Genomic DNA, 17,920 nt, shown 5'->3' on the forward strand with positions numbered 1-17,920 from the left:
CATCCGCAACCGATAGTGGTGAAATCTCAATCATTTCGCAGATTGCTGGAATTTTGAACATTCGTTGCTGAAAATGGTGACAAGACGAACAAGATGGTCTAACAGTGCGGGCTCAGGCTGGCCGAGAGGTCTTAGTCTGGTGGTCCAAGTCTCGGGAGGAGCCCTGACGCGCACAAGCAGCGTCGCCTCGGTCATCAAGATCAAATCCAAATCTTCGAGGAAATTAAGGGTCGACACAATTTTTGAGCAGGGCTAGCGCCCTGCTCTTTTTTTCGAAATGCTCTCTTTTCGAAATGCTCCGCACGATGACGCCATCCAATCCGATCGAGCGAAGTTTCGAAATCGCCGCCGAGCGCTGCGAGGACATCACGCCGCTGGTCTATCGCCGCCTGCACCTGGAGCACCCGGAAACGCTGACCATGTTCCGGACCGAAGGCAGCGAACCCGTCAAGGGTTCGATGCTGGCGCTGACGATCGACGCGATCCTGGATTTCGCAGGGCCCCGCACCGGGCATTTCCGCATGATCGAATGCGAGATTTCCTCGCACGACGCCTATGGCACGCCGCGCGATCTGTTCATCGCCTTCTTCGGCATCATCGCCTGCACGCTGCGCGAGATCCTCGGTGACGATTGGTCGCCCGAGATCGATGCGGCGTGGCGTAACCTGATCGGCGAGATCGAAGCGCTGGTCGCCCAAGCCGCACCGGCGTAATCCATAGCGTTTTCGAGCGAAGTGGATACCGGTTCGCGTCAAGAAAAAGCGTCAAAACGAAAGAGTAGAGCCCGGTTCTGATTCAATCAGAACCGAAAAGGCTCTACCCCACGCAGCTTTTGACGAAATCCGCGCGCTGCGGACCGACGATATTCTGATCGATCGCCTGCTTGAGGCAGTCGAGCCGCGCCTGCATCATGCAAAGCTGCATCTGATCTTTCCGCGCCTGCCCCTTCACCGCTTCAGACGCGGTCTGGCAGGCGAGCTTTTTTCCGCTCGGCGCCGCAGCGGTAGCCGGACTGGCAGGCGCTGCCGCAGCCGGCGGCGTTGCTGCGGTGGAACCTGCGGGCGCCGGCGCGCTGGTGGATTGGGCCAAAGCAACTGTGGAGACAACGGTCGCAGCGACGGTCGCGAGCGCCAGTGAACCGGCGACGATGGCAGCGGCAATAATTCTCATGGTCGGAATCCCCGGATGTTGAGCGGCGCCTTTTTAAGGCGCGCCTCCTGAACGCGTTGTGAATGGAATACGGCTCGTGCCGCCATATTTCTTTCCGACAGTTCATGTTTCCAACAGCTCGCGCGTCGATTTGCGGTGCGCCCATTCAGAGTTTGTTCAGAAGCAACTCGCTTTACTGCGGCCCTGCAGTTGCCGGGACAGTGACATGCGCCGAACACAACGATCATTGCGGATTGCCGTTGGTGGATGCAGCGTGGCGCTGGCGCTGTCGGCGGCATCCGCTGCCGCCGGCGACCTGAAGGCCACCGATTTTGCCCTGATGGATCGGCTGACATGGGGCGTCACCACGTCGGGCGCGGAACATCTGAGGGCGGTTGGAGCCGACCGCTGGCTCGACGAGCAACTGCACCCGAAGGATCAGCCTGCGTTGCCGTCATCGGTGCGGTCGCAGATCGAGGCGATGCCCGACGTCCACCGGTTGCCGTTCGATGTCGCCAATGCCTTCGACCAGCAAAGCCGCACAGCCAACCAGCTCCCCGATCCCGAACAGAAGAAAGCGGCGCAGCAGGCCTTTCAGCAGGCCATGAACGATCGCGGCAAGCAGGCGGCGGCGCGCAGCATTCTGCGGGCGCTGTACGCACCGGACCAGTTGCGCGAACGGATGGTCTGGTTCTGGTTCAACCACTTCAATGTGCATCTCTACAAGGCCAACATCCGCGTCATGATCGGCGACTACGAGGATCACGCGATCCGGCCGTTTGCGATGGGACGCTTCCGCGACCTCTTGTCGGCGACGCTGCGTCATCCGGCGATGCTGCGCTATCTCGACAATGCCGATAATGCGGCCGGCCATCTCAACGAGAACTACGCGCGCGAGATCATGGAGCTGCACACCATGGGCGTCGGCTCCGGCTATACGCAGACCGACGTCGAGGAACTGGCGCGGATTCTGACCGGCGTCGGCATCGACCTCAAGAACGAGGATCCGAAGCTCAAGCCGGAGTTGCAGCCGCAGTTGTTCCGCGAAGGCGCGTTCGAGTTCAACCCGGCGCGGCATGACTACGGCGACAAGATGTTTCTGGGTCACCCGATCAAGGGCCGCGGTCTCGCCGAGGTCGACGAGGCGCTCGACATCCTGTGCCGGCAGCCGGCCACCGCCAACCGGATCGCGCAGAAGCTCGCGACCTATTTCGTCAGCGATACGCCACCCGCGGCGCTGGTACAGCGCATGGCGCAGACCTTTCAGAAGACCGATGGCGACATCTCAGCCGTGCTGTCGACGATGGTGCACGCGCCCGAATTCACCGCCTCGCTGAAGTCAGGCGCCAAGTTCAAGGACAGCGTCCAGTACGTATTGTCGGCCGTGCGCATGGCCTATGACGACAAGGTCATCCTCAATACCGGCCCGATCCAGAACTGGCTCAATCGATTGGCCGAAGGCCTGTTCAACCGTCCGACCCCGGACGGCTACCCGCTGACCTCGGCGACCTGGAACGGCCCGGGCCAGATGATGGTGCGGTTCGAGATCGCCCGCCAGATCGGCTCGGGATCATCAGGCCTGTTCAAGCCGGATGTTCCGAATGCTACGGACCAACCGGCGTTTCCGCTGATTCAGAACGCGCTGTTTTTCGGCAGCCTGCGGCAGACGTTGAGCGCCACGACGCAGGCAGCACTTGATCAGGCGGTATCGCCACAGGACTGGAACACGCTGTTTCTGTCATCGCCGGAATTCATGCACTGACCCACCTTTGCGAGAAGGAGCCCATCCGATGAACCGTCGCGAACTGATCAAGGCCTTCGCCGCCACCGCCTCGCTGACCGTCGCCGGAAGAGTCTGGGCGGCGCCCTCCACCGACGCGCGGCTCTTGGTGGTGTTTTTGCGCGGCGCCTATGACGCCGCCAATGTCGTGGTGCCGACGGGCAGCGATTTCTATTACGCCTCGCGGCCGACGCTTGCGATCGCCCGGCCGGATGTCGGAAATCCCAACGCGGCGCTGGCGCTGAATTCCGACTGGGGCCTGCACCCGGCGCTGCGCGACAGCCTTTATCCGCTCTGGGCCAAACGCGAGATCGCGTTCATTCCCTTCGCGGGACCGGCCGACGACACCAGCCGCAGCCATTTCGAAACCCAGGACACGATCGAACTCGGCCAGGCCGTCAGCGGCTCGCGCGACTACCGCTCCGGCTTCATGAGCCGGCTGGCGGCGGAGCTCACCCGGGTCAAACCGATTGCCTTTACCGACCAGTTGCCGCTGACGTTCCGCGGCAAGGCGCAGATCCCCAATGTCGGCATCAACGCGGTCGGCAAGCCCGCGATCGACGACCGCCAGGCCAAGCTCATCAAGCAGATGTATGCGCACAGCGACCTCGCCTCCGCCGTCGAGGAAGGCTTCAAGGTGCGCGACGACGTCTACCGCTCGATCTCGGAGGAAATGACCGCCGCCAACCGCGGCGCGGTGTCGCCGCGCGGTTTTGAGCTGTCCGCCCGCCGCATCGGCCGGCTGATGCGCGAGCAGTATAATCTCGGCTTCGTCGACGTCGGCGGCTGGGACACCCACGTCAACCAGGGCGCGGCGCAAGGCTACCTCGCCGACCGGCTCGGCGAACTGGGTCGGGCGCTAGCGGGATTTGCCGAGGAAGTCGGCCCGGCCTGGCGCGACACCGTCGTGGTCACGATCTCCGAGTTCGGGCGGACGTTCCGGGAAAACGGCGACCGCGGCACCGACCACGGCCATGGCAGCGCCTACTGGGTGCTCGGCGGCGGCATCAACGGCGGGCGGATTCTGGGCGAACAGGTCAAGGTCGAACAGGCAAAGCTGTTCCAGAACCGCGATTACCCGGTGCTGACCGACTACCGCAGCCTGTTCGCCGGCCTGCTGCAGCGCATGTATGGCCTGCAGACAGCGAGCCTGGAGCGGATATTCGCCGCCACCCGGCCGGCCGATCTCGGAATCGTCTAGGCCCGGCGGAGCCCGGTACGCGTCCTATTCCCGCTCCAGAAAATTCGATCCGATATCGGCCTTCTTCTTGATCGGATCGAAGTCGCAATAGACGCTGTCGGCGACCAGCGTATAGCTCGCGATCACGGTGTCCTTGTCGGGCCTGACCGAATTCAGGCCGACCACGGCGGTCTGCTTGCCGCCATTCCATTTGAACGGGGTCGTGCTCGGCGCCTTCTCGCAGGCCGCCACCGCGTCGGCAAACACTGCGCCCTCGACGAAGGCCTTGACCGTGCGAAGCTGACCCAGCGTCTTCCAGTTCATGTAGAACGATCCCGCAAGGCCGGCGATGAGCAGGACCACCAGTACTGCCATGACCCTTTGAAACGTCATTTCCTGTTCTCCAAAACCACGCAAATCCCTATAAAATCGCAAGCAAATCCGACGGACCCGACGCAAAAGTTCCCCCTGTGGAAACCCGGAATATGACTATCGCATCTTGCGGACTTTGTCCGAACCGGATTTCCTGCCTGCAACCGCCAGACATCGCGATTCATCCAGCCTTTGATCGGGCAAGGCATATCTGACCGATGACCACCGACGATCTCGAAACCATCGCGTTGCGTCCCGCCGTCGTCGATGGCGTGCGGCTGGATGACAATTTCGAGGTGGTCTGGCGCGGCCTCCCCGTTGGACGAATTTTGAAGCAGCCCGACAGTGCGCACTGGTGGTGGGGCTGCAATGTCTATGGCCAGCCGGCGACCCCGGGCGACCGCGGGCCGGCGATCAATTTCAAGGATTGCCAGGTCCGGTTCAAACTCGCCTGGGCGAGGATCAGGCCGACACTGACCGACGAAGCGATCGCGGCCGCCACCCGGCACGCCGAAACGCTGCAGCCCCAACAACCGGTTACAACGGGGCAACCCGCCCAGGAACGGCTTCAGGTCCTGGAAAACAACCGCGCCGCGCTGCGCCACCGGGTGCTGAAATCGGGCTCGATCGAATTCAATGGCGGCGTCATCGATTGCCTGGTCCGGAATATCTCGGAGACCGGCGCCGCCCTGGAGGTCGCAAGCCCGCTCGGCATACCCCCGACATTCAATCTGGTGATCGCCGGCGACCACTCCAGCCGCCGCTGTCAGGTCGCCTGGCGCAAGGACAAGCGGATCGGCGTTTCCTTCACGTGAACGCCGCGTCCAGCCGGGAGGCGGTCTTTCGTAGCGCAAGACAAGGTATTCGTGCGGCCATTCTTCGAGCGCCATCACAACGACTGACTTGCATCGTTGCATCATCGGTCAGTGACAGGCACGCGAACACCCCTTGCGGTTGCAGCGACGATCGCGCTTGCCCTCGCGTTGAATTGGATGCAAACTTTGCCTACCTGCAATGACGTACTTGCGGCGCTTGAACGTCATGACATCTGACGCTTTCAGGTGACGAACCCCGGCGGCATCTTCCCCATGGGATCGGACAACCACTACCCGGAGGAAGCACCGGCTCATCGCGTCACGGTCGACGGCTTCCGGATCGAGCACCACACACCTCCAGACGTTATCCGAGGACCGGTCTGAAGACCTTGCAAAGAGCAGGCTTGGTGAAAAAACGAAAGGGTAATGCGAGTGGAGCGACGCGATTGAAATCAATCAAACTACCCATGTGGCTTCGCATTGTGCTGCTCCTGATTGTCGCTGTTCTCGGGACGGGTGCAGGTGTATTTGCCTATCACTACTACAAGCATCCCGCAGCCCTCACCGTCGCCGTCGGTTCAATCGATGGTGAAGCCGCCAGGGCGATGACCGTGATTGCGAACCGGCTCGTTTCGGACAACGCTCCGGTGCGGTTGACGATTGTCGACACCGGCAGTGCGGTCGAGGCCGCCAACGCATTTTCGGCCGGGAAAGCCGACCTCGCCGCCGTGCGGGGTGACGTCGGCGATTTGTCGCAAGCGCAAGCCGTCGTTATCCTGGCCCATTTGACCGCGCTGATCGTCGCGCCGCCGGGTTCATCCCTGGACAGCGTCGACGCGCTGAAAACACGCCGGGTTGGCGTGATAGGTGGCGAGGCGAACGCCAGGCTGGTCGATGTCTTGAGCAAGACCTATGGCCTGTCGAAGGCAAAGGTCTTCAGGGACATCGCGATAGCGGATGTCAGGGCGGCGTTTCAATCAAAGGACATCAACGCTTTGCTGGTCGCGATCCCTCTGACCGAGAAGTATTTGTCGCTGGTTAAGGGATTTTTCCAGCAGGGTCCGAAAACGTCGCCGGTGCTGATTTCGATCGATTCCGCGGGCGCCATCGCCGAAACCGAACGGGCCTATGAAAGCTTCGACGTGCCCAAGGGAACACTGCGCGGAGTCCCGCCCGTGCCCGAGGATGATCTAACCACGCTTCGAACGTCGCTCTATCTGGTCGCGAACAAGAAGCTCAGCTCCAATACGATCGCAACGCTGACGCAGACCATTATGGGTGTGCGGAGAGAGCTGCTCGGCGAACAGCCGATCTTTGCGCAGATCGCCGCCGCCAGCACCGACTCCGATGCCTTCATTCCCGTCCACCCCGGAGCGGCGGCGTTCTACAACGGCACGCAACAGAGCTTCATGGATCAATACTCAAACGAGATATTTCTGGCGCCAATGATGTTGGGCGGCATCGCCTCGGTGCTCGCGGCAGCCTGGAAATTCCTGGGGATCGGGAATCCGGAAACCATTCAAGGCCCGCTCGATTCACTCTACGCGCTGGCACGGCGGATACGTAAAGCCACTACCGACGCCGAGCTCGAAGCGATCGAGGATGAAATCGACGGCATTCTAAGGGCACAGCGCGCGCTGGCGGCGAGCGGCGACGAAAATGCGATCGATGCTTCCACATTGAATGTCGCAGCTCATCGGCTGGAGAACTTGATTCACGATCGGCGAATGATGCTTGCGGCGAGACCGGAGATCGTGTCCGCCGCCTGAGAAGGTATGGGCGGATTTTGGGGAGACCGAAGCCATCAGCGCTTTCAAGATGGCGGAGAATTCGCAGGTATGACGGACCTACTGATCTCGCTCCTGGTGTTCGCGGTGATATTTGGCGGCGCGCTGGCTGGGATGGTTGTTCGGCCGTTATTGTCGGAACACCACCTGCACGCGGATACCAGGGACGTCGTCAAGCTGACCGCGGGCCTGATTGGCACTCTGACCGCACTCGTCCTGGGTCTGTTGATCGCATCCGCCAAAAATACGTTCGACCAGAAGACCAACCAGGTCCGGCAGATGACCTCAACGGTCATCGTTCTGGACGATCTGCTTGCGCAGTACGGTCCGGAAGCAAGCTCTCTCCGAAAGCTGCTGCGGCAGAGCATACCACTGTTGGCCGATCGTATTTGGCACGAGCGGGCGAACGCGGCCGGCCAACCCGCGCGCTTCGAGTCCGGCGTGGAGGCGCGCGCATTCGACAATGAGCTCCAACGGCTATCGCCGAGCAACGATACGCAACGTTCCCTGCAGTCTCGCGCCATTGCGGCTTTCACGGAAGGCGCGCAGATGCGACTGCAGTTGTTCGCGCAGGCCGGCAGCTCAATTCCGACACCCTTTCTGGTAATTGTGGTGTTTTGGCTGAGCGCGATCTTTGTGAGCGTCACCCTGTTTGCGCGGGCGAACACGGTTGTCACGATCGCTCTGTTTGTATGCGCGTTGTCGTTTGCCGGCGCGATCTTTCTGGTCCTGGAGCTGGATGATCCCTTCACGGGGCTCATGGGGATTTCAAGCGCGACACTGCGGGATGCGCTGTTGCCGCTAAGCCCGTGAGCTCCGTTGGTCGGGACATGGCGTCCACGTATAAGGGCCGCTTCCCGGCGGCCGGCAGTCCCTGCAGGCGCCACGTCTCAGCGTCCCTCGATCGGCCGGCGCGAGCTCGCAAGCGGCTTGATCTTCACGGACGGCACATGCGCGGCCACTGAATAGTTCTTTGGCGCCGTGCCGTGCGGGGTCGATGCGCAATGTTCCTGATTGGCGTCGCAGGCCATCAGGCAATTGGTCTCTTCCGTGGCGGATGGATCCATCGCGGACGCAGCACCGGCCGATGCGGACAGCAACAGGAACGCGAGGCTCAGGCCGCGCAGCATGACGTGCATGTGCCCCTCCTCTAAAACGGCGTTCCCATCAGCTTCGACAGCCGCTCGATGTTGAAGTAGCCCTGATAATAGGCCCACATCGCGACCGCGAAAATCACCGCCGAGATCACCGTGGTCCAGATCAGCTTGCGTCCCATCCGCGCCATGACCGGCGCGCCGGGATCGGTGCCGGGCGCGCCCTCGCCGTCCTCATGCTGGCTGCGCACGCCGAACGGCAGCGTCAGGAACAGCACGAGCCACCACAGCACGAAGTAGATCGCAAACGCGGTGGAGATGTTATAGGCCATGGGGTTCAGGCCTGTTCGATTTCAACGAGCGCGCCGGAAAAATCCTTCGGATGAAAGAACAGCACCGGCTTGCCGTGGGCGCCGATCTTCGGCACGCCGTCGCCGAGCACCCGCGCGCCTTCCTTGATCATCCGGTCGCGTGCTGCGATGATGTCGGGCACGTCATAGCAGATGTGATGAATGCCGCCGTCGGCATTGCGCTCGACGAATTTGGCGATCGGCGAGGCCTCGCCAAGCGGCTGGATGAACTCGATCTTGGTGTTGGGCAGCGTCACGAACACGGTGATGACGCCGTGCTCCGGCAGCGGCACCGCGCCGGAGATCTCGGCACCGAACGCGCCGCCATAGATCCTGGCGGCCTTTTCCGCGTCCTTGACCGCGATCGCGACGTGATTGAGCCGGCCCAGCATGACACTCCTCCACTTACTATTTGTTTTATCAGACCGTCAGAACATGAACCAGACAGATCGGCTTCTTGCCCCAGTGCTCGTTAATGACGGAGCGCACTGCACGCCGAACTGATTCCGCCATCGCATCCGGATCGCGCTTGCGCGCCCGCGGCAGACTTTCGACCGTCGAGACCACGACATCGAACACGATCTCGTCGATGACTTCGCCGGCCGCATTCTTCTCGGGGATGCCGACGAGATCAACCTCGGGATCGTCCGACAGTTCGCCTTTTTCGGTCACGGCGATGGCGATAAAGGCGCAGCCGGCAAAGGCCATCCGCCGCCGTTCGACCACGGCGCGCGACTTGGAATCCTCCAGGATGGTGCCGTCCTTGTAGATCCGCCCCGACGGCAATTGGTCGATGATGCCGGGGTCGCCGGGGCCGAGCTTGACCAGGTCGCCGTTGCGGCAGATCAGCACCTTCGGCACGCCGGCGGCGCGCGCCAGCTTGGCGTGCTCGTGCAGATGCAGCGGCTCGCCATGGACCGGTATCAGCAGTTGCGGGCGCACCCACGAGATCATGTCGCGCAACTCGTCGCGGCGCGGATGGCCGGAGACATGGACGAGATCGGTGCGGTCGGTGATGACCTCAATACCCTGGCTGACCAGCCCGTTGATGATGGCGCCGACCGCCTTTTCGTTGCCGGGAATGGTGCGCGAGGAGAAGATCACGCTATCGCCCTTGTTCAGGGTGACCTGCGGATGGTCGTCGTTGGCGATCCGCGCCAGCGCCGCGCGGGCTTCGCCCTGGCTGCCGGTGCACAGCGCCAGCACCTTGTCGGGCGGGAAATGGCCGTAAAGGTCCGCGCCTCGGAAATTCTGCACACCATCGAGATGGCCGGTCTCGCGCGCCACCTGGACCACGCGCTCCATGGCGCGGCCGACCACGACCACCTCGCGATCGGCGGCCTTGGCGGCATCAGCCACGGCCTTGAGGCGGGCGACATTGGAGGCAAAGGTGGTGACGGCGACGCGGCCCTTGGCGGCTTTCACGAGCTTGGTAATGGTGGCGGCGACCTCGGTTTCCGAAGGCGAGCGCCCTTCCCGCACCGCGTTGGTGGAATCGCCGATCAGCGCCAGCACGCCGGCGTCGCCGAGCTCGCGCAGGCGCCGCTCGTCGGTCGGCAGGCCAATGATCGGCGTCGGGTCGATCTTCCAGTCGCCGGTATGCAGCACGGTGCCGACCGAAGTGTGGATCGCCAGCGCATGCGATTCCGGAATCGAGTGGGCCACCGGAATGAACTCGACGTTGAACGGCCCGAGGTCGATGCGGCCGCCCGACCGCACCACCGTGATCGGGATTTTCGGCGCATTGCGCTCGGCGGCGCATTTGGCTTCGAATAGTGCGGCGCTGAATTTGGTGGCGTAGATTGGGCATTGCAGCTTCGGCCAGAGATCGATGATGGCCCCGAAATGGTCCTCGTGGGCGTGCGTCAGCACCAGGCCCACCAGGTTCTTGCGTTCCTTCTCCAGGAAGCGGATGTCGGGCATGATCAGGTCGATGCCCGGCAGATGTTCCTCGTCGCCAAAGGAGACGCCGAGATCGACCGCGAGCCATGCCCGCTGGTGGCGGTTGCCGAGCCCGTAGATCGACAGGTTCATGCCGATCTCGCCGACGCCGCCGAGCGGCGCAAAGGTCAGTTCATCCGGCCGCGCCATCACGCTGCTCCCACCGAAGCTGCCGCGCCGAAATAGACCTCGCCCGCGGTGACCGGCATGAGCCTGCCCTCCGCCGTGCGGACGATCAGGCAGCCGGTCTCGTCGATGGTATCGAATGTACCCTCGACCGTCATGGCCCCGGTATTGATGGCGACCCGCTCGCCGAGCCCTGCCGCCCGCTCCAGCCACAGGCGCCGGATCTCGGCAAAGCCGCGGCCCTTGTCCCAGATGCCGCGGAACTCGACCCAGGCGTCCGACAGTGCCCCGAACAGCTCTTCCGCGCTGATATGGACGCCGAGGGTGGCTAGCGACACAGCCGGCGTCGGCGTGCCCTCGGGGGCCGCGACGATATTGGTGCCGATCCCGGCCACCACGGCAAGGCCGCCGTTGACGGCCTCAGCCTCCACCAGCAGGCCGCAAAGCTTCTGCCCGCGCACCAGGATGTCGTTCGGCCACTTCAGGAGATAATTCAATTGATCCGATCCGGCCAACCGCAGGTTGGCCTCCAAGCTGACACGTCGCAGCGCTGTTTCATGCGCCAAACCGAAGGCAAAGCCCAGCGTCGCGGCGACGGCGGGCGCAACATCCATCACCTCGAGCACGCTGCTGGCGAGGTTGCCGCACGGCGCGATCCAGGCGCGCTGCCGGCGTCCGCGTCCCGCGGTCTGTTCCGAGGTGACGAACCAGGCCGGGCCGCGCTCGCCGTCGCGCGCGCGCGCCATGGCTTCCGCGTTGGTCGAACCGGCCTTGTCGAAGGCAAAAAGGCGGTAGCCCGCCGATATGGCTCGGGGACCGAGCGCGAACGGCATCAAAAAAGTGACTTCGCCGCCGCCGTGGCGACGCTGACCAGCGGCCCGGGAAGGACGGCAAAGAAGATGTTGAACAGGCCGGCAACCGCCAGCACGACGCGCAACTCCATCCGCATGGGATCGAGCGCCGGCAGCGGTTCCTCGAAATACATCACCTTGATGATGGTGAGGTAGTAATAGGCGCCGACCACGCTGGAGAGCACGCCGATGACGGCGAGCGTGAACAGATGGGCGTTGATCGCGGCGACGAACACGTACCACTTGGCAAAGAAGCCCGCGAGCGGCGGAATGCCGGCCAGCGAGAACAGCAGCATCGCAAAGAAAAAGGCCAACAGCGGATTGGTGCGTGAGAGGCCGGCAAAGTCGCTGATCTGCTCCACCGGCTGGCCATTGCGCTTCATGGTCAGGATCACCGAAAACGAGCCCAGGGTCATCGCGACATAGATCGCGGCATAGACCAGCACGCCCTGCGCGCCCTCGACGGTGCCGGAAGCGAGACCGACCAGTGCAAACCCCATATGGCCGATCGAGGAATAGGCCATCAGGCGCTTGATGTTCTTTTGCCCGATGGCGGCAAACGAGCCCAGCACCATCGAGGCGATCGCCACGAACACGATGATCTGCTGCCATTGCGAGACGATACCGGGGAACGCGGTGAGCGCCACGCGGGTGAACACCGCGAGCGCCGCCACTTTCGGGGCCGAGGCAAAGAAAGCCGTGACCGGCGTCGGCGCGCCTTCATAGACGTCGGGCGTCCACATGTGGAACGGCACGGCCGAGACCTTGAAGCAGAGGCCGGCCAGCAGGAACACGATGCCGAACACGATGCCGACGCTGCCGGTGGTTGCCGCCGCGGCAATGCCGGCAAAGCTGACGGTGCCGGTGAAGCCGTAGATCAGCGAGGCGCCGTACAGCAGCATGCCCGAGGACAGCGCGCCGAGCACGAAGTACTTCAGGCCGGCTTCGGTCGACTTGGCGTTGTCGCGGTTGCTGGCGGCGACCACGTAGAGCGCAAGGCTCATCAGTTCGAGGCCGAGATAGAGCATGATCAGGTCGCCGGCCGAGATCAGCACCATCATGCCGAGCGTCGAGAGCAGCACCAGGATCGCGAACTCGAAAATCCGCCGCGACGGATCGGACAGGAACTCCGTCGCCAGGATCAGGGTCGCGCCCGAGCCGATCAGAGCCAGGATCTTCAGGAACCGGGCAAAGTCGTCGACGATAAAACTGCCGCCAAAGGTCACGAGCTTGCCGGCCGGCAGCATCAGCTCCAGCGCGCCAACCAGCACGAGCAGGCACACCGCGAGCGCGGTGACGAGCCGGGTCGTCCCCTGCCCGCGATAGGCGCCTACCATCAGCAGCACCATCGCGCCGAACGCCAGCACGAGCTCCGGCAGCACCGGCTGCAACTGATATCCTGCACTCGTAAAGCTCATGGGGCGGAGGCCTTAGTTGATCAACGCGGCTGCCTTCACGGCAGTCACGGCGGTGTTGTAATTATTGACGAGCTGCTGGACCGAGGCCGCCGACATGTCGAGCACCGGCTTCGGATAGACGCCGAACAGGATGGTGAGCGCGACCAGCGGGAACAGCAGAAGGCTCTCGCGGAAGGTCAGGTCCTTGATGCTGGCGAGCGACGGTTTCGTCAGCGCCCCGAACACGACCTTCCGGTACAGCCACAGCGCATAGGCCGCCGACAGGATCACGCCCAACGTCGCGAAGGTCGCAGTCGGGATCGAGACCTTGAAGGTACCGATCAGCGTCATGAATTCGCCGACGAAGCCGGACGTGCCGGGCAGACCGACATTGGCCATGGTGAACACCATGAACACCAGCGCGTAGAGCGGCATCCGGTTGACCAGGCCGCCATAGGCCGCGATCTCGCGGGTGTGCATGCGGTCGTAGACGATGCCCACACAGAGGAACAGCGCGCCGGAGACGATGCCATGCGAGATCATCTGGAACATGCCGCCGGCCACGCCCTGCGTGGTGCCGGCGAAGATGCCCATGGTGACGAAGCCCATATGGGCGACCGACGAATAGGCGATCAGCTTCTTGATGTCTTCCTGCATCAAGGCCACCAGCGAGGTGTAGATGATGGCAATCGTCGACAGCGAGAACACCAGCGGCGCGAAATCATGCGACGCCAGCGGGAACATCGGCAGCGAGAAGCGCAGAAAGCCGTAACCGCCCATCTTCAGCAGGATCGCGGCGAGGATCACCGAGCCCGCGGTCGGCGCCTCGACGTGCGCATCCGGCAACCAGGTGTGCACCGGCCACATCGGCATCTTCACCGCGAACGAAGCAAAGAACGCCAGCCATGCCCAGGTCTGCAACGAGCGCGGCACCGCGGTGTGCATCAGGGTCGGAATGTCGGTGGTGCCGGCGTTCCAGTACAGCGCCATGATGGCGAGCAGCATCAACACCGAGCCGAGCAGCGTGTAGAGGAAGAACTTGAAGGAGGCATAGACCCGGCGCGGGCCGCCCCAGACGCCGATGATCAGGAACATCGGGATCAGGCCGCCCTCGAAGAACAGGTAGAACAGCATCAGATCGAGCGCCGAGAAGGTGCCGATCATCAGCGTTTCCAGGAGCAGGAACGCCATCATGTATTCGCGCACCCGCAGCGTCACCGACTTCCAGCTCGCAAGGATGCAGAACGGCATCAGTGCGGTGGTCAGGATCACGAACGGCAGCGAAATGCCGTCCACGCCCATGTGGTAGGTGATGCCGGAGGCCAGCCAGCTTGCCTTCTCGACGAACTGGAAGTCCGGCTGCGCCGCGTCGTAACGCCAGACCAGGATCAGCGACACTGCGAAGGTGACGAGCGTGGTCCAGAGCGCGATCCAGCGCGAATTGCGGCGAGCGGCGTCATCTTCGCCGCGGCTGATATAGATCACCAGCGCGCCGAGCAGCGGCAGGAAGGTGACGACCGAGAGAATGGGCCAGGTTGTCATTACTGGCCTCCCAAGCCGAACATGAACCAGGTGATCAATCCGGCGACCCCGATCAGCATCGCAAAAGCGTAGTGATAGAGGTAGCCGGTCTGGATTTTCACGACGTTGCGGGTGATATCGAGCACCCGCGCCGAAACGCCGTCGGGACCGAGCCCGTCGATGACGAGGCCGTCGCCCTTCTTCCAGAGCGTATAACCGATCCACTTCGCCGGACGGACGAAGATCAGGTCATAGAGCTCGTCGAAGTACCATTTGTTGAGCAGGAACTGGTAGAGCATCGGCTGCTGATGAGCGAGTTCGACCGGCAGATACGGCCGGCTGACGTAGAAGATGTACGAGATCACGGCGCCAAGCACCATCATCACGAACGGCGCCGCCGCCACCCACTCGGGAATATGATGCATTTCCTCGATGATATGCGGGTGCATCTTCACCGATTCCCGGAAGAACTCTTCCACGCCGTGGCCGGCGAACAATTCCTTGAAGGGGAAGCCGGACAGGATCGATCCGGCGGCGAGAACGCCGATCGGGATCAACATCCATAACGGCGCCTCGTGAGCGGCCTCGTAGTGCTCCTGGTCGTGCGGCTCGCCGAAGAAGGTCTTGAAGATCAGCCGCCACGAATAGAACGACGTCAGACCTGCCGCAGCCACTGTCAGCACAAACGCATAGGTCGAGAACGGATTGTGCGCCACATAGGCCGACTCGATGATCGCGTCCTTGGAGAAATAGCCCGCGAACAACGGAAAGCCGGTCAGCGCCAGCGTGCCGATGCACATGACCGCGAAAGTATAGGGAATCTTGCGCCACAGCCCGCCCATGTTGCGGATGTCCTGCTCGTGGTGCATCGCGTAGATCACCGAGCCGGAGCCCAGGAACAGCAGCGCCTTGAAGAAGGCGTGCGTGAACAGATGGAACATGCCGACCGAATAGGCCCCTGCCCCCATCGCCACGAACATGTAGCCGAGCTGCGAACAGGTCGAGTAGGCGACGATGCGCTTGATGTCGTTCTGCACCAGGCCGATGGTCGCCGCGAAGAACGCGGTGGTGGCGCCGAAGAACATCACCACGGCCTGCGCGTTCGGTGCCAGCTCAAACAACGGCGACAGCCGCGCCACCATGAACACGCCGGCGGTCACCATGGTCGCGGCGTGGATCAGCGCCGACACTGGCGTCGGGCCTTCCATCGCGTCCGGCAACCAGGTGTGCAGCAGGAACTGGGCGGATTTTCCCATCGCGCCCATGAACAGCAGCAGGCAGGTAAGCGTCAGCGCATCGGCGTGCCAGCCGAAGAAATCGATGGTCTTGCCTGATAGCCCCGGCGCGCCGGCAAAAATGGTCTCGAAGTCGGTCGAGCCGATCAGCGCGAAGATCGCGAAAATGCCGAGCGCGAAGCCGAAGTCGCCGACACGATTGACCACGAAGGCCTTGATCGCCGCCGCGTTGGCCGACGGCTTCTGGTACCAGAAGCCGATCAAGAGATAGCTCGCCAGACCGACGCCCTCCCAGCCGAAGAACAGCTGGACCAGGTTGTCCGCGGTCACCAGCATCAGCATCGCGAAGGTGAACAGGCTGAGATAGCCGAAGAAGCGCGGCCGGTACGGATCCTCGTCCATGTAGCCGATGGAATACAGGTGAACCAGCGAGGACACGGTGTTGACCACCACCAGCATCACGGCGGTCAGCGTGTCGACGCGCAGCGCCCAGGAGACCTGCAGGTCGCCGGAACTGATCCAGGGAAACAGCGCAATCCGCGCGTCGTGGTGCATGAAGCCGACATCGACCAGCGTCATCCAGGACAGAGCCGCCGAAATCATCAAGAGGCAGGTCGTGATCAGTTCCGCTGCGCGCGAACCCTGCGCCGCCGGTTCGGAAACGTGATGGTCGTCGTGGCCGTGATCGTCGTGGCCATGGTCGTCGTGAGCGGCCGCGGCATGCGCGTCGGCCCCGTGCCCATGCCCGTCGTCGTGATGCTCGACCACGTCGCCGCTCGGGTTGCGCGCATGCGCCCCGAAAATGGCGATCAGGCCGGCCAGGATGGCGCCCAGCAGTGGCAGAAAGACGATTGCCTGAACCATAGCTGCGTCAGCCCTTCATCAAATTGACGTCTTCAACCGCGATCGAACCGCGGTTGCGATAATAGACCACCAGCACCGCAAGACCGATCGCAGCTTCCGCGGCCGCCACCGTCAGCACCAGCAGCGCAAAGACCTGGCCGACGATGTCGCCGAGGAAGGTCGAGAACGCCACCAGGTTGATGTTGACGGAGAGCAAGATCAGCTCGATCGACATCAGGATGACGATGATATTCTTGCGGTTGAGGAAGATGCCGAGAATCCCGAGCGTGAACAGGATGGCGCCGACCGCGAGATAGTGTCCAAGACCGACCGTCATTGCACCCACTCCGCCGCGTCCGCGTCCTGCAACCCCTGCCCCGACGCCACGTTCGTGCGCAACGCCATCGCGAGCTCCGGCGTCCGCGCGTTCTGCACGTTGATGTCCTGCCGCTTGATGTTGGCCTTGTGGCGCAGCGTCAGCACGATGGCGCCGATCATCGCGACCAGCAGCACCATGCCCGCGAGCTGGAAGTAGTGGATGTACTTCGTATACAGCACCAGCCCGAGCGCTTCGGTGTTGCTGACATTGGCCGGGATCGCCGCCGTGATCGCCTTGGTGGTGCCGGGATTGATGACCCAGCCGCCGACCACCAGCAGCAGTTCGAACACGAAGATGCCGCCGAACACGAGCCCGACCGGCACATACTGCATGAACCCCTCGCGCAGCTCGACGAAGTCGACATCGAGCATCATGATCACGAACAGGAACAGCACCGCGACCGCGCCGACATAGACCACGATCAGCATCATGCCGAGGAATTCGGCGCCCATCAGGATGAACAGGCCCGAGGCGTTGACGAAGGCCAGGATCAGGTACAGCACCGAGTGCACGGGATTGCGCGACACAATCACCATCGCCGCCGACGCCACGCAGGCACCGGCAAACAGATAGAAGAACAGCGCGGGAAGGATCATGCCCTCACCTCACCGGTACGGCGCGTCGAGTTCGATTGATTTCGCAAGCTCGCGCTCCCATCGGTCGCCATTGGCGAGCAGTTTCGCCTTGTCATAATAGAGTTCCTCGCGGGTCTCGGTCGCGAATTCGAAATTCGGTCCCTCGACGATGGCATCGACCGGGCAGGCTTCCTGGCACAGGCCGCAATAGATGCATTTCACCATGTCGATGTCGTAACGCACGGTGCGGCGGGTGCCGTCGTTGCGGCGCGGGCCGGCCTCGATCGTGATCGCCTGAGCGGGGCAGATCGCCTCGCACAGCTTGCAGGCGATGCAGCGTTCCTCGCCGTTCGGATAGCGGCGCAGCGCATGCTCGCCGCGGAAGCGCGGCGAGATCGGCCCCTTCTCGAACGGATAGTTCAGCGTCGGCTTCGGCTTGAAGAAATAGCGCATGGCGAGAAAGAACGCCGATACGAATTCGGAGAGCAGAAGCGAGCGGGCGGTTGCGTTGATGTTGACACTCAT

19 protein-coding genes are annotated in these 17,920 nt (G+C 62.8%); 6 read left to right on the top strand and 13 right to left on the bottom strand.

Translation table 11 applies throughout. The features are described 5' to 3' along the window. Positions 1-305 precede the first annotated feature (305 nt). Entirely contained in the window at positions 306-713 is a 408-nt protein-coding gene (locus BLS26_RS01485) for a globin (protein ID WP_092517506.1), read from the top strand. Between the two features lie 103 nt (positions 714-816). Here BLS26_RS01485 and BLS26_RS01490 read toward each other — a convergent pair whose 3' ends face one another. After that, complete coding sequence (locus BLS26_RS01490) at positions 817-1,170, bottom strand: hypothetical protein (protein WP_092507798.1); 354 nt, start codon at positions 1,168-1,170, stop codon at positions 817-819. Positions 1,171-1,375: 205 nt separating this feature from the next. Here BLS26_RS01490 and BLS26_RS01495 point away from each other — a divergent pair, with 205 nt between their 5' ends. Together BLS26_RS01495 and BLS26_RS01500 are read left to right on the top strand one after the other, a co-directional pair. Further along, positions 1,376-2,911 (top strand): DUF1800 domain-containing protein, encoded by a 1,536-nt coding sequence (locus BLS26_RS01495; RefSeq protein ID WP_092507800.1) that lies wholly within the window; start codon positions 1,376-1,378, stop codon positions 2,909-2,911. Positions 2,912-2,939: 28 nt separating this feature from the next. Next, positions 2,940-4,130 carry a DUF1501 domain-containing protein gene (locus BLS26_RS01500; RefSeq protein ID WP_092507802.1) on the top strand — a complete coding sequence of 397 codons (1,191 nt, stop codon included), beginning with the start codon at positions 2,940-2,942 and terminating at the stop codon, positions 4,128-4,130. Between the two features lie 24 nt (positions 4,131-4,154). On the opposite strand, the gene BLS26_RS01505 is transcribed toward BLS26_RS01500, so the two are convergent. Continuing rightward, positions 4,155-4,502, bottom strand: coding sequence for a hypothetical protein (locus BLS26_RS01505; RefSeq protein ID WP_092507804.1), 348 nt, complete (start codon positions 4,500-4,502; stop codon positions 4,155-4,157). Positions 4,503-4,699: 197 nt separating this feature from the next. Here BLS26_RS01505 and BLS26_RS37130 point away from each other — a divergent pair, with 197 nt between their 5' ends. The 3 genes from BLS26_RS37130 (at position 4,700) to BLS26_RS01520 (ending at position 7,896) form a co-directional block, all read left to right on the top strand. Further along, a complete protein-coding gene (locus BLS26_RS37130; protein WP_092507806.1) occupies positions 4,700-5,296 on the top strand; it encodes a PilZ domain-containing protein in 597 nt (198 codons plus the stop codon). Positions 5,297-5,763: 467 nt separating this feature from the next. Continuing rightward, positions 5,764-7,065, top strand: coding sequence for a TAXI family TRAP transporter solute-binding subunit (locus BLS26_RS01515; protein ID WP_244542062.1), 1,302 nt, complete (start codon positions 5,764-5,766; stop codon positions 7,063-7,065). A 69-nt stretch (positions 7,066-7,134) separates the two neighbouring features. Beyond that, the gene (locus tag BLS26_RS01520; protein WP_157676252.1) at positions 7,135-7,896 is read left to right on the top strand and encodes a DUF4239 domain-containing protein; all 762 of its coding nucleotides are present in this window, start codon (positions 7,135-7,137) and stop codon (positions 7,894-7,896) included. Positions 7,897-7,973: 77 nt separating this feature from the next. On the opposite strand, the gene BLS26_RS01525 is transcribed toward BLS26_RS01520, so the two are convergent. The 11 genes from BLS26_RS01525 to nuoI are packed head-to-tail and all read right to left on the bottom strand — an operon-like array spanning position 7,974 to position 17,920. After that, positions 7,974-8,222 carry a hypothetical protein gene (locus BLS26_RS01525; RefSeq protein ID WP_092507810.1) on the bottom strand — a complete coding sequence of 83 codons (249 nt, stop codon included), beginning with the start codon at positions 8,220-8,222 and terminating at the stop codon, positions 7,974-7,976. An 11-nt stretch (positions 8,223-8,233) separates the two neighbouring features. Continuing rightward, positions 8,234-8,509, bottom strand: coding sequence for a DUF1467 family protein (locus BLS26_RS01530; RefSeq protein WP_092507812.1), 276 nt, complete (start codon positions 8,507-8,509; stop codon positions 8,234-8,236). A 5-nt stretch (positions 8,510-8,514) separates the two neighbouring features. Beyond that, the gene (gene mce, locus BLS26_RS01535) at positions 8,515-8,919 is read right to left on the bottom strand and encodes a methylmalonyl-CoA epimerase (protein WP_092507814.1); all 405 of its coding nucleotides are present in this window, start codon (positions 8,917-8,919) and stop codon (positions 8,515-8,517) included. A 28-nt stretch (positions 8,920-8,947) separates the two neighbouring features. Continuing rightward, positions 8,948-10,618 (bottom strand): ribonuclease J, encoded by a 1,671-nt coding sequence (locus BLS26_RS01540; protein WP_092507816.1) that lies wholly within the window; start codon positions 10,616-10,618, stop codon positions 8,948-8,950. Then, positions 10,618-11,427, bottom strand: a complete 810-nt coding sequence (locus BLS26_RS01545; RefSeq protein WP_092507818.1) for a biotin--[acetyl-CoA-carboxylase] ligase — start codon at positions 11,425-11,427, stop codon at positions 10,618-10,620. The genes BLS26_RS01540 and BLS26_RS01545 overlap by 1 nt, the downstream gene beginning before the upstream one ends. Next, entirely contained in the window at positions 11,427-12,863 is a 1,437-nt protein-coding gene (gene nuoN / locus BLS26_RS01550; protein ID WP_092507820.1) for an NADH-quinone oxidoreductase subunit NuoN, read from the bottom strand. Before nuoN ends, BLS26_RS01545 begins: the two co-directional genes overlap by 1 nt. A 12-nt stretch (positions 12,864-12,875) precedes the next feature. After that, entirely contained in the window at positions 12,876-14,384 is a 1,509-nt protein-coding gene (locus BLS26_RS01555) for an NADH-quinone oxidoreductase subunit M (RefSeq protein ID WP_092507822.1), read from the bottom strand. After that, positions 14,384-16,462, bottom strand: coding sequence for an NADH-quinone oxidoreductase subunit L (gene nuoL / locus BLS26_RS01560; RefSeq protein WP_092507824.1), 2,079 nt, complete (start codon positions 16,460-16,462; stop codon positions 14,384-14,386). Before nuoL ends, BLS26_RS01555 begins: the two co-directional genes overlap by 1 nt. Before the next feature lie 7 nt (positions 16,463-16,469). Further along, positions 16,470-16,778 carry an NADH-quinone oxidoreductase subunit NuoK gene (nuoK, locus tag BLS26_RS01565; protein ID WP_092507826.1) on the bottom strand — a complete coding sequence of 103 codons (309 nt, stop codon included), beginning with the start codon at positions 16,776-16,778 and terminating at the stop codon, positions 16,470-16,472. Further along, positions 16,775-17,416 carry an NADH-quinone oxidoreductase subunit J gene (locus tag BLS26_RS01570; protein ID WP_092507828.1) on the bottom strand — a complete coding sequence of 214 codons (642 nt, stop codon included), beginning with the start codon at positions 17,414-17,416 and terminating at the stop codon, positions 16,775-16,777. Before BLS26_RS01570 ends, nuoK begins: the two co-directional genes overlap by 4 nt. A gap of 9 nt (positions 17,417-17,425) precedes the next feature. Then, positions 17,426-17,920: an NADH-quinone oxidoreductase subunit NuoI gene (gene nuoI, locus BLS26_RS01575; RefSeq protein WP_092507830.1), complete on the bottom strand. Its 495-nt coding sequence runs from the start codon at positions 17,918-17,920 to the stop codon at positions 17,426-17,428.

The organism is Afipia sp. GAS231 (genome assembly GCF_900103365.1).
GTDB lineage: Bacteria > Pseudomonadota > Alphaproteobacteria > Rhizobiales > Xanthobacteraceae > Bradyrhizobium.

What these genes read in the sequence shown, in the direction of transcription:
- BLS26_RS01485 (WP_092517506.1), top strand. Translation starts at nt 306, where the DNA reads ATGACGCCATCCAATCCGATCGAGCGAAGTTTCGAAATCGCCGCCGAG.
- BLS26_RS01490 (WP_092507798.1), bottom strand. Translation starts at nt 1,170, where the DNA reads ATGAGAATTATTGCCGCTGCCATCGTCGCCGGTTCACTGGCGCTCGCG.
- BLS26_RS01495 (WP_092507800.1), top strand. Translation starts at nt 1,376, where the DNA reads ATGCGCCGAACACAACGATCATTGCGGATTGCCGTTGGTGGATGCAGC.
- BLS26_RS01500 (WP_092507802.1), top strand. Translation starts at nt 2,940, where the DNA reads ATGAACCGTCGCGAACTGATCAAGGCCTTCGCCGCCACCGCCTCGCTG.
- BLS26_RS01505 (WP_092507804.1), bottom strand. Translation starts at nt 4,502, where the DNA reads ATGACGTTTCAAAGGGTCATGGCAGTACTGGTGGTCCTGCTCATCGCC.
- BLS26_RS37130 (WP_092507806.1), top strand. Translation starts at nt 4,700, where the DNA reads ATGACCACCGACGATCTCGAAACCATCGCGTTGCGTCCCGCCGTCGTC.
- BLS26_RS01515 (WP_244542062.1), top strand. Translation starts at nt 5,764, where the DNA reads ATGTGGCTTCGCATTGTGCTGCTCCTGATTGTCGCTGTTCTCGGGACG.
- BLS26_RS01520 (WP_157676252.1), top strand. Translation starts at nt 7,135, where the DNA reads ATGACGGACCTACTGATCTCGCTCCTGGTGTTCGCGGTGATATTTGGC.
- BLS26_RS01525 (WP_092507810.1), bottom strand. Translation starts at nt 8,222, where the DNA reads ATGCACGTCATGCTGCGCGGCCTGAGCCTCGCGTTCCTGTTGCTGTCC.
- BLS26_RS01530 (WP_092507812.1), bottom strand. Translation starts at nt 8,509, where the DNA reads ATGGCCTATAACATCTCCACCGCGTTTGCGATCTACTTCGTGCTGTGG.
- mce (WP_092507814.1), bottom strand. Translation starts at nt 8,919, where the DNA reads ATGCTGGGCCGGCTCAATCACGTCGCGATCGCGGTCAAGGACGCGGAA.
- BLS26_RS01540 (WP_092507816.1), bottom strand. Translation starts at nt 10,618, where the DNA reads ATGGCGCGGCCGGATGAACTGACCTTTGCGCCGCTCGGCGGCGTCGGC.
- BLS26_RS01545 (WP_092507818.1), bottom strand. Translation starts at nt 11,427, where the DNA reads ATGCCGTTCGCGCTCGGTCCCCGAGCCATATCGGCGGGCTACCGCCTT.
- nuoN (WP_092507820.1), bottom strand. Translation starts at nt 12,863, where the DNA reads ATGAGCTTTACGAGTGCAGGATATCAGTTGCAGCCGGTGCTGCCGGAG.
- BLS26_RS01555 (WP_092507822.1), bottom strand. Translation starts at nt 14,384, where the DNA reads ATGACAACCTGGCCCATTCTCTCGGTCGTCACCTTCCTGCCGCTGCTC.
- nuoL (WP_092507824.1), bottom strand. Translation starts at nt 16,462, where the DNA reads ATGGTTCAGGCAATCGTCTTTCTGCCACTGCTGGGCGCCATCCTGGCC.
- nuoK (WP_092507826.1), bottom strand. Translation starts at nt 16,778, where the DNA reads ATGACGGTCGGTCTTGGACACTATCTCGCGGTCGGCGCCATCCTGTTC.
- BLS26_RS01570 (WP_092507828.1), bottom strand. Translation starts at nt 17,416, where the DNA reads ATGATCCTTCCCGCGCTGTTCTTCTATCTGTTTGCCGGTGCCTGCGTG.
- nuoI (WP_092507830.1), bottom strand. Translation starts at nt 17,920, where the DNA reads ATGAGTGTCAACATCAACGCAACCGCCCGCTCGCTTCTGCTCTCCGAA.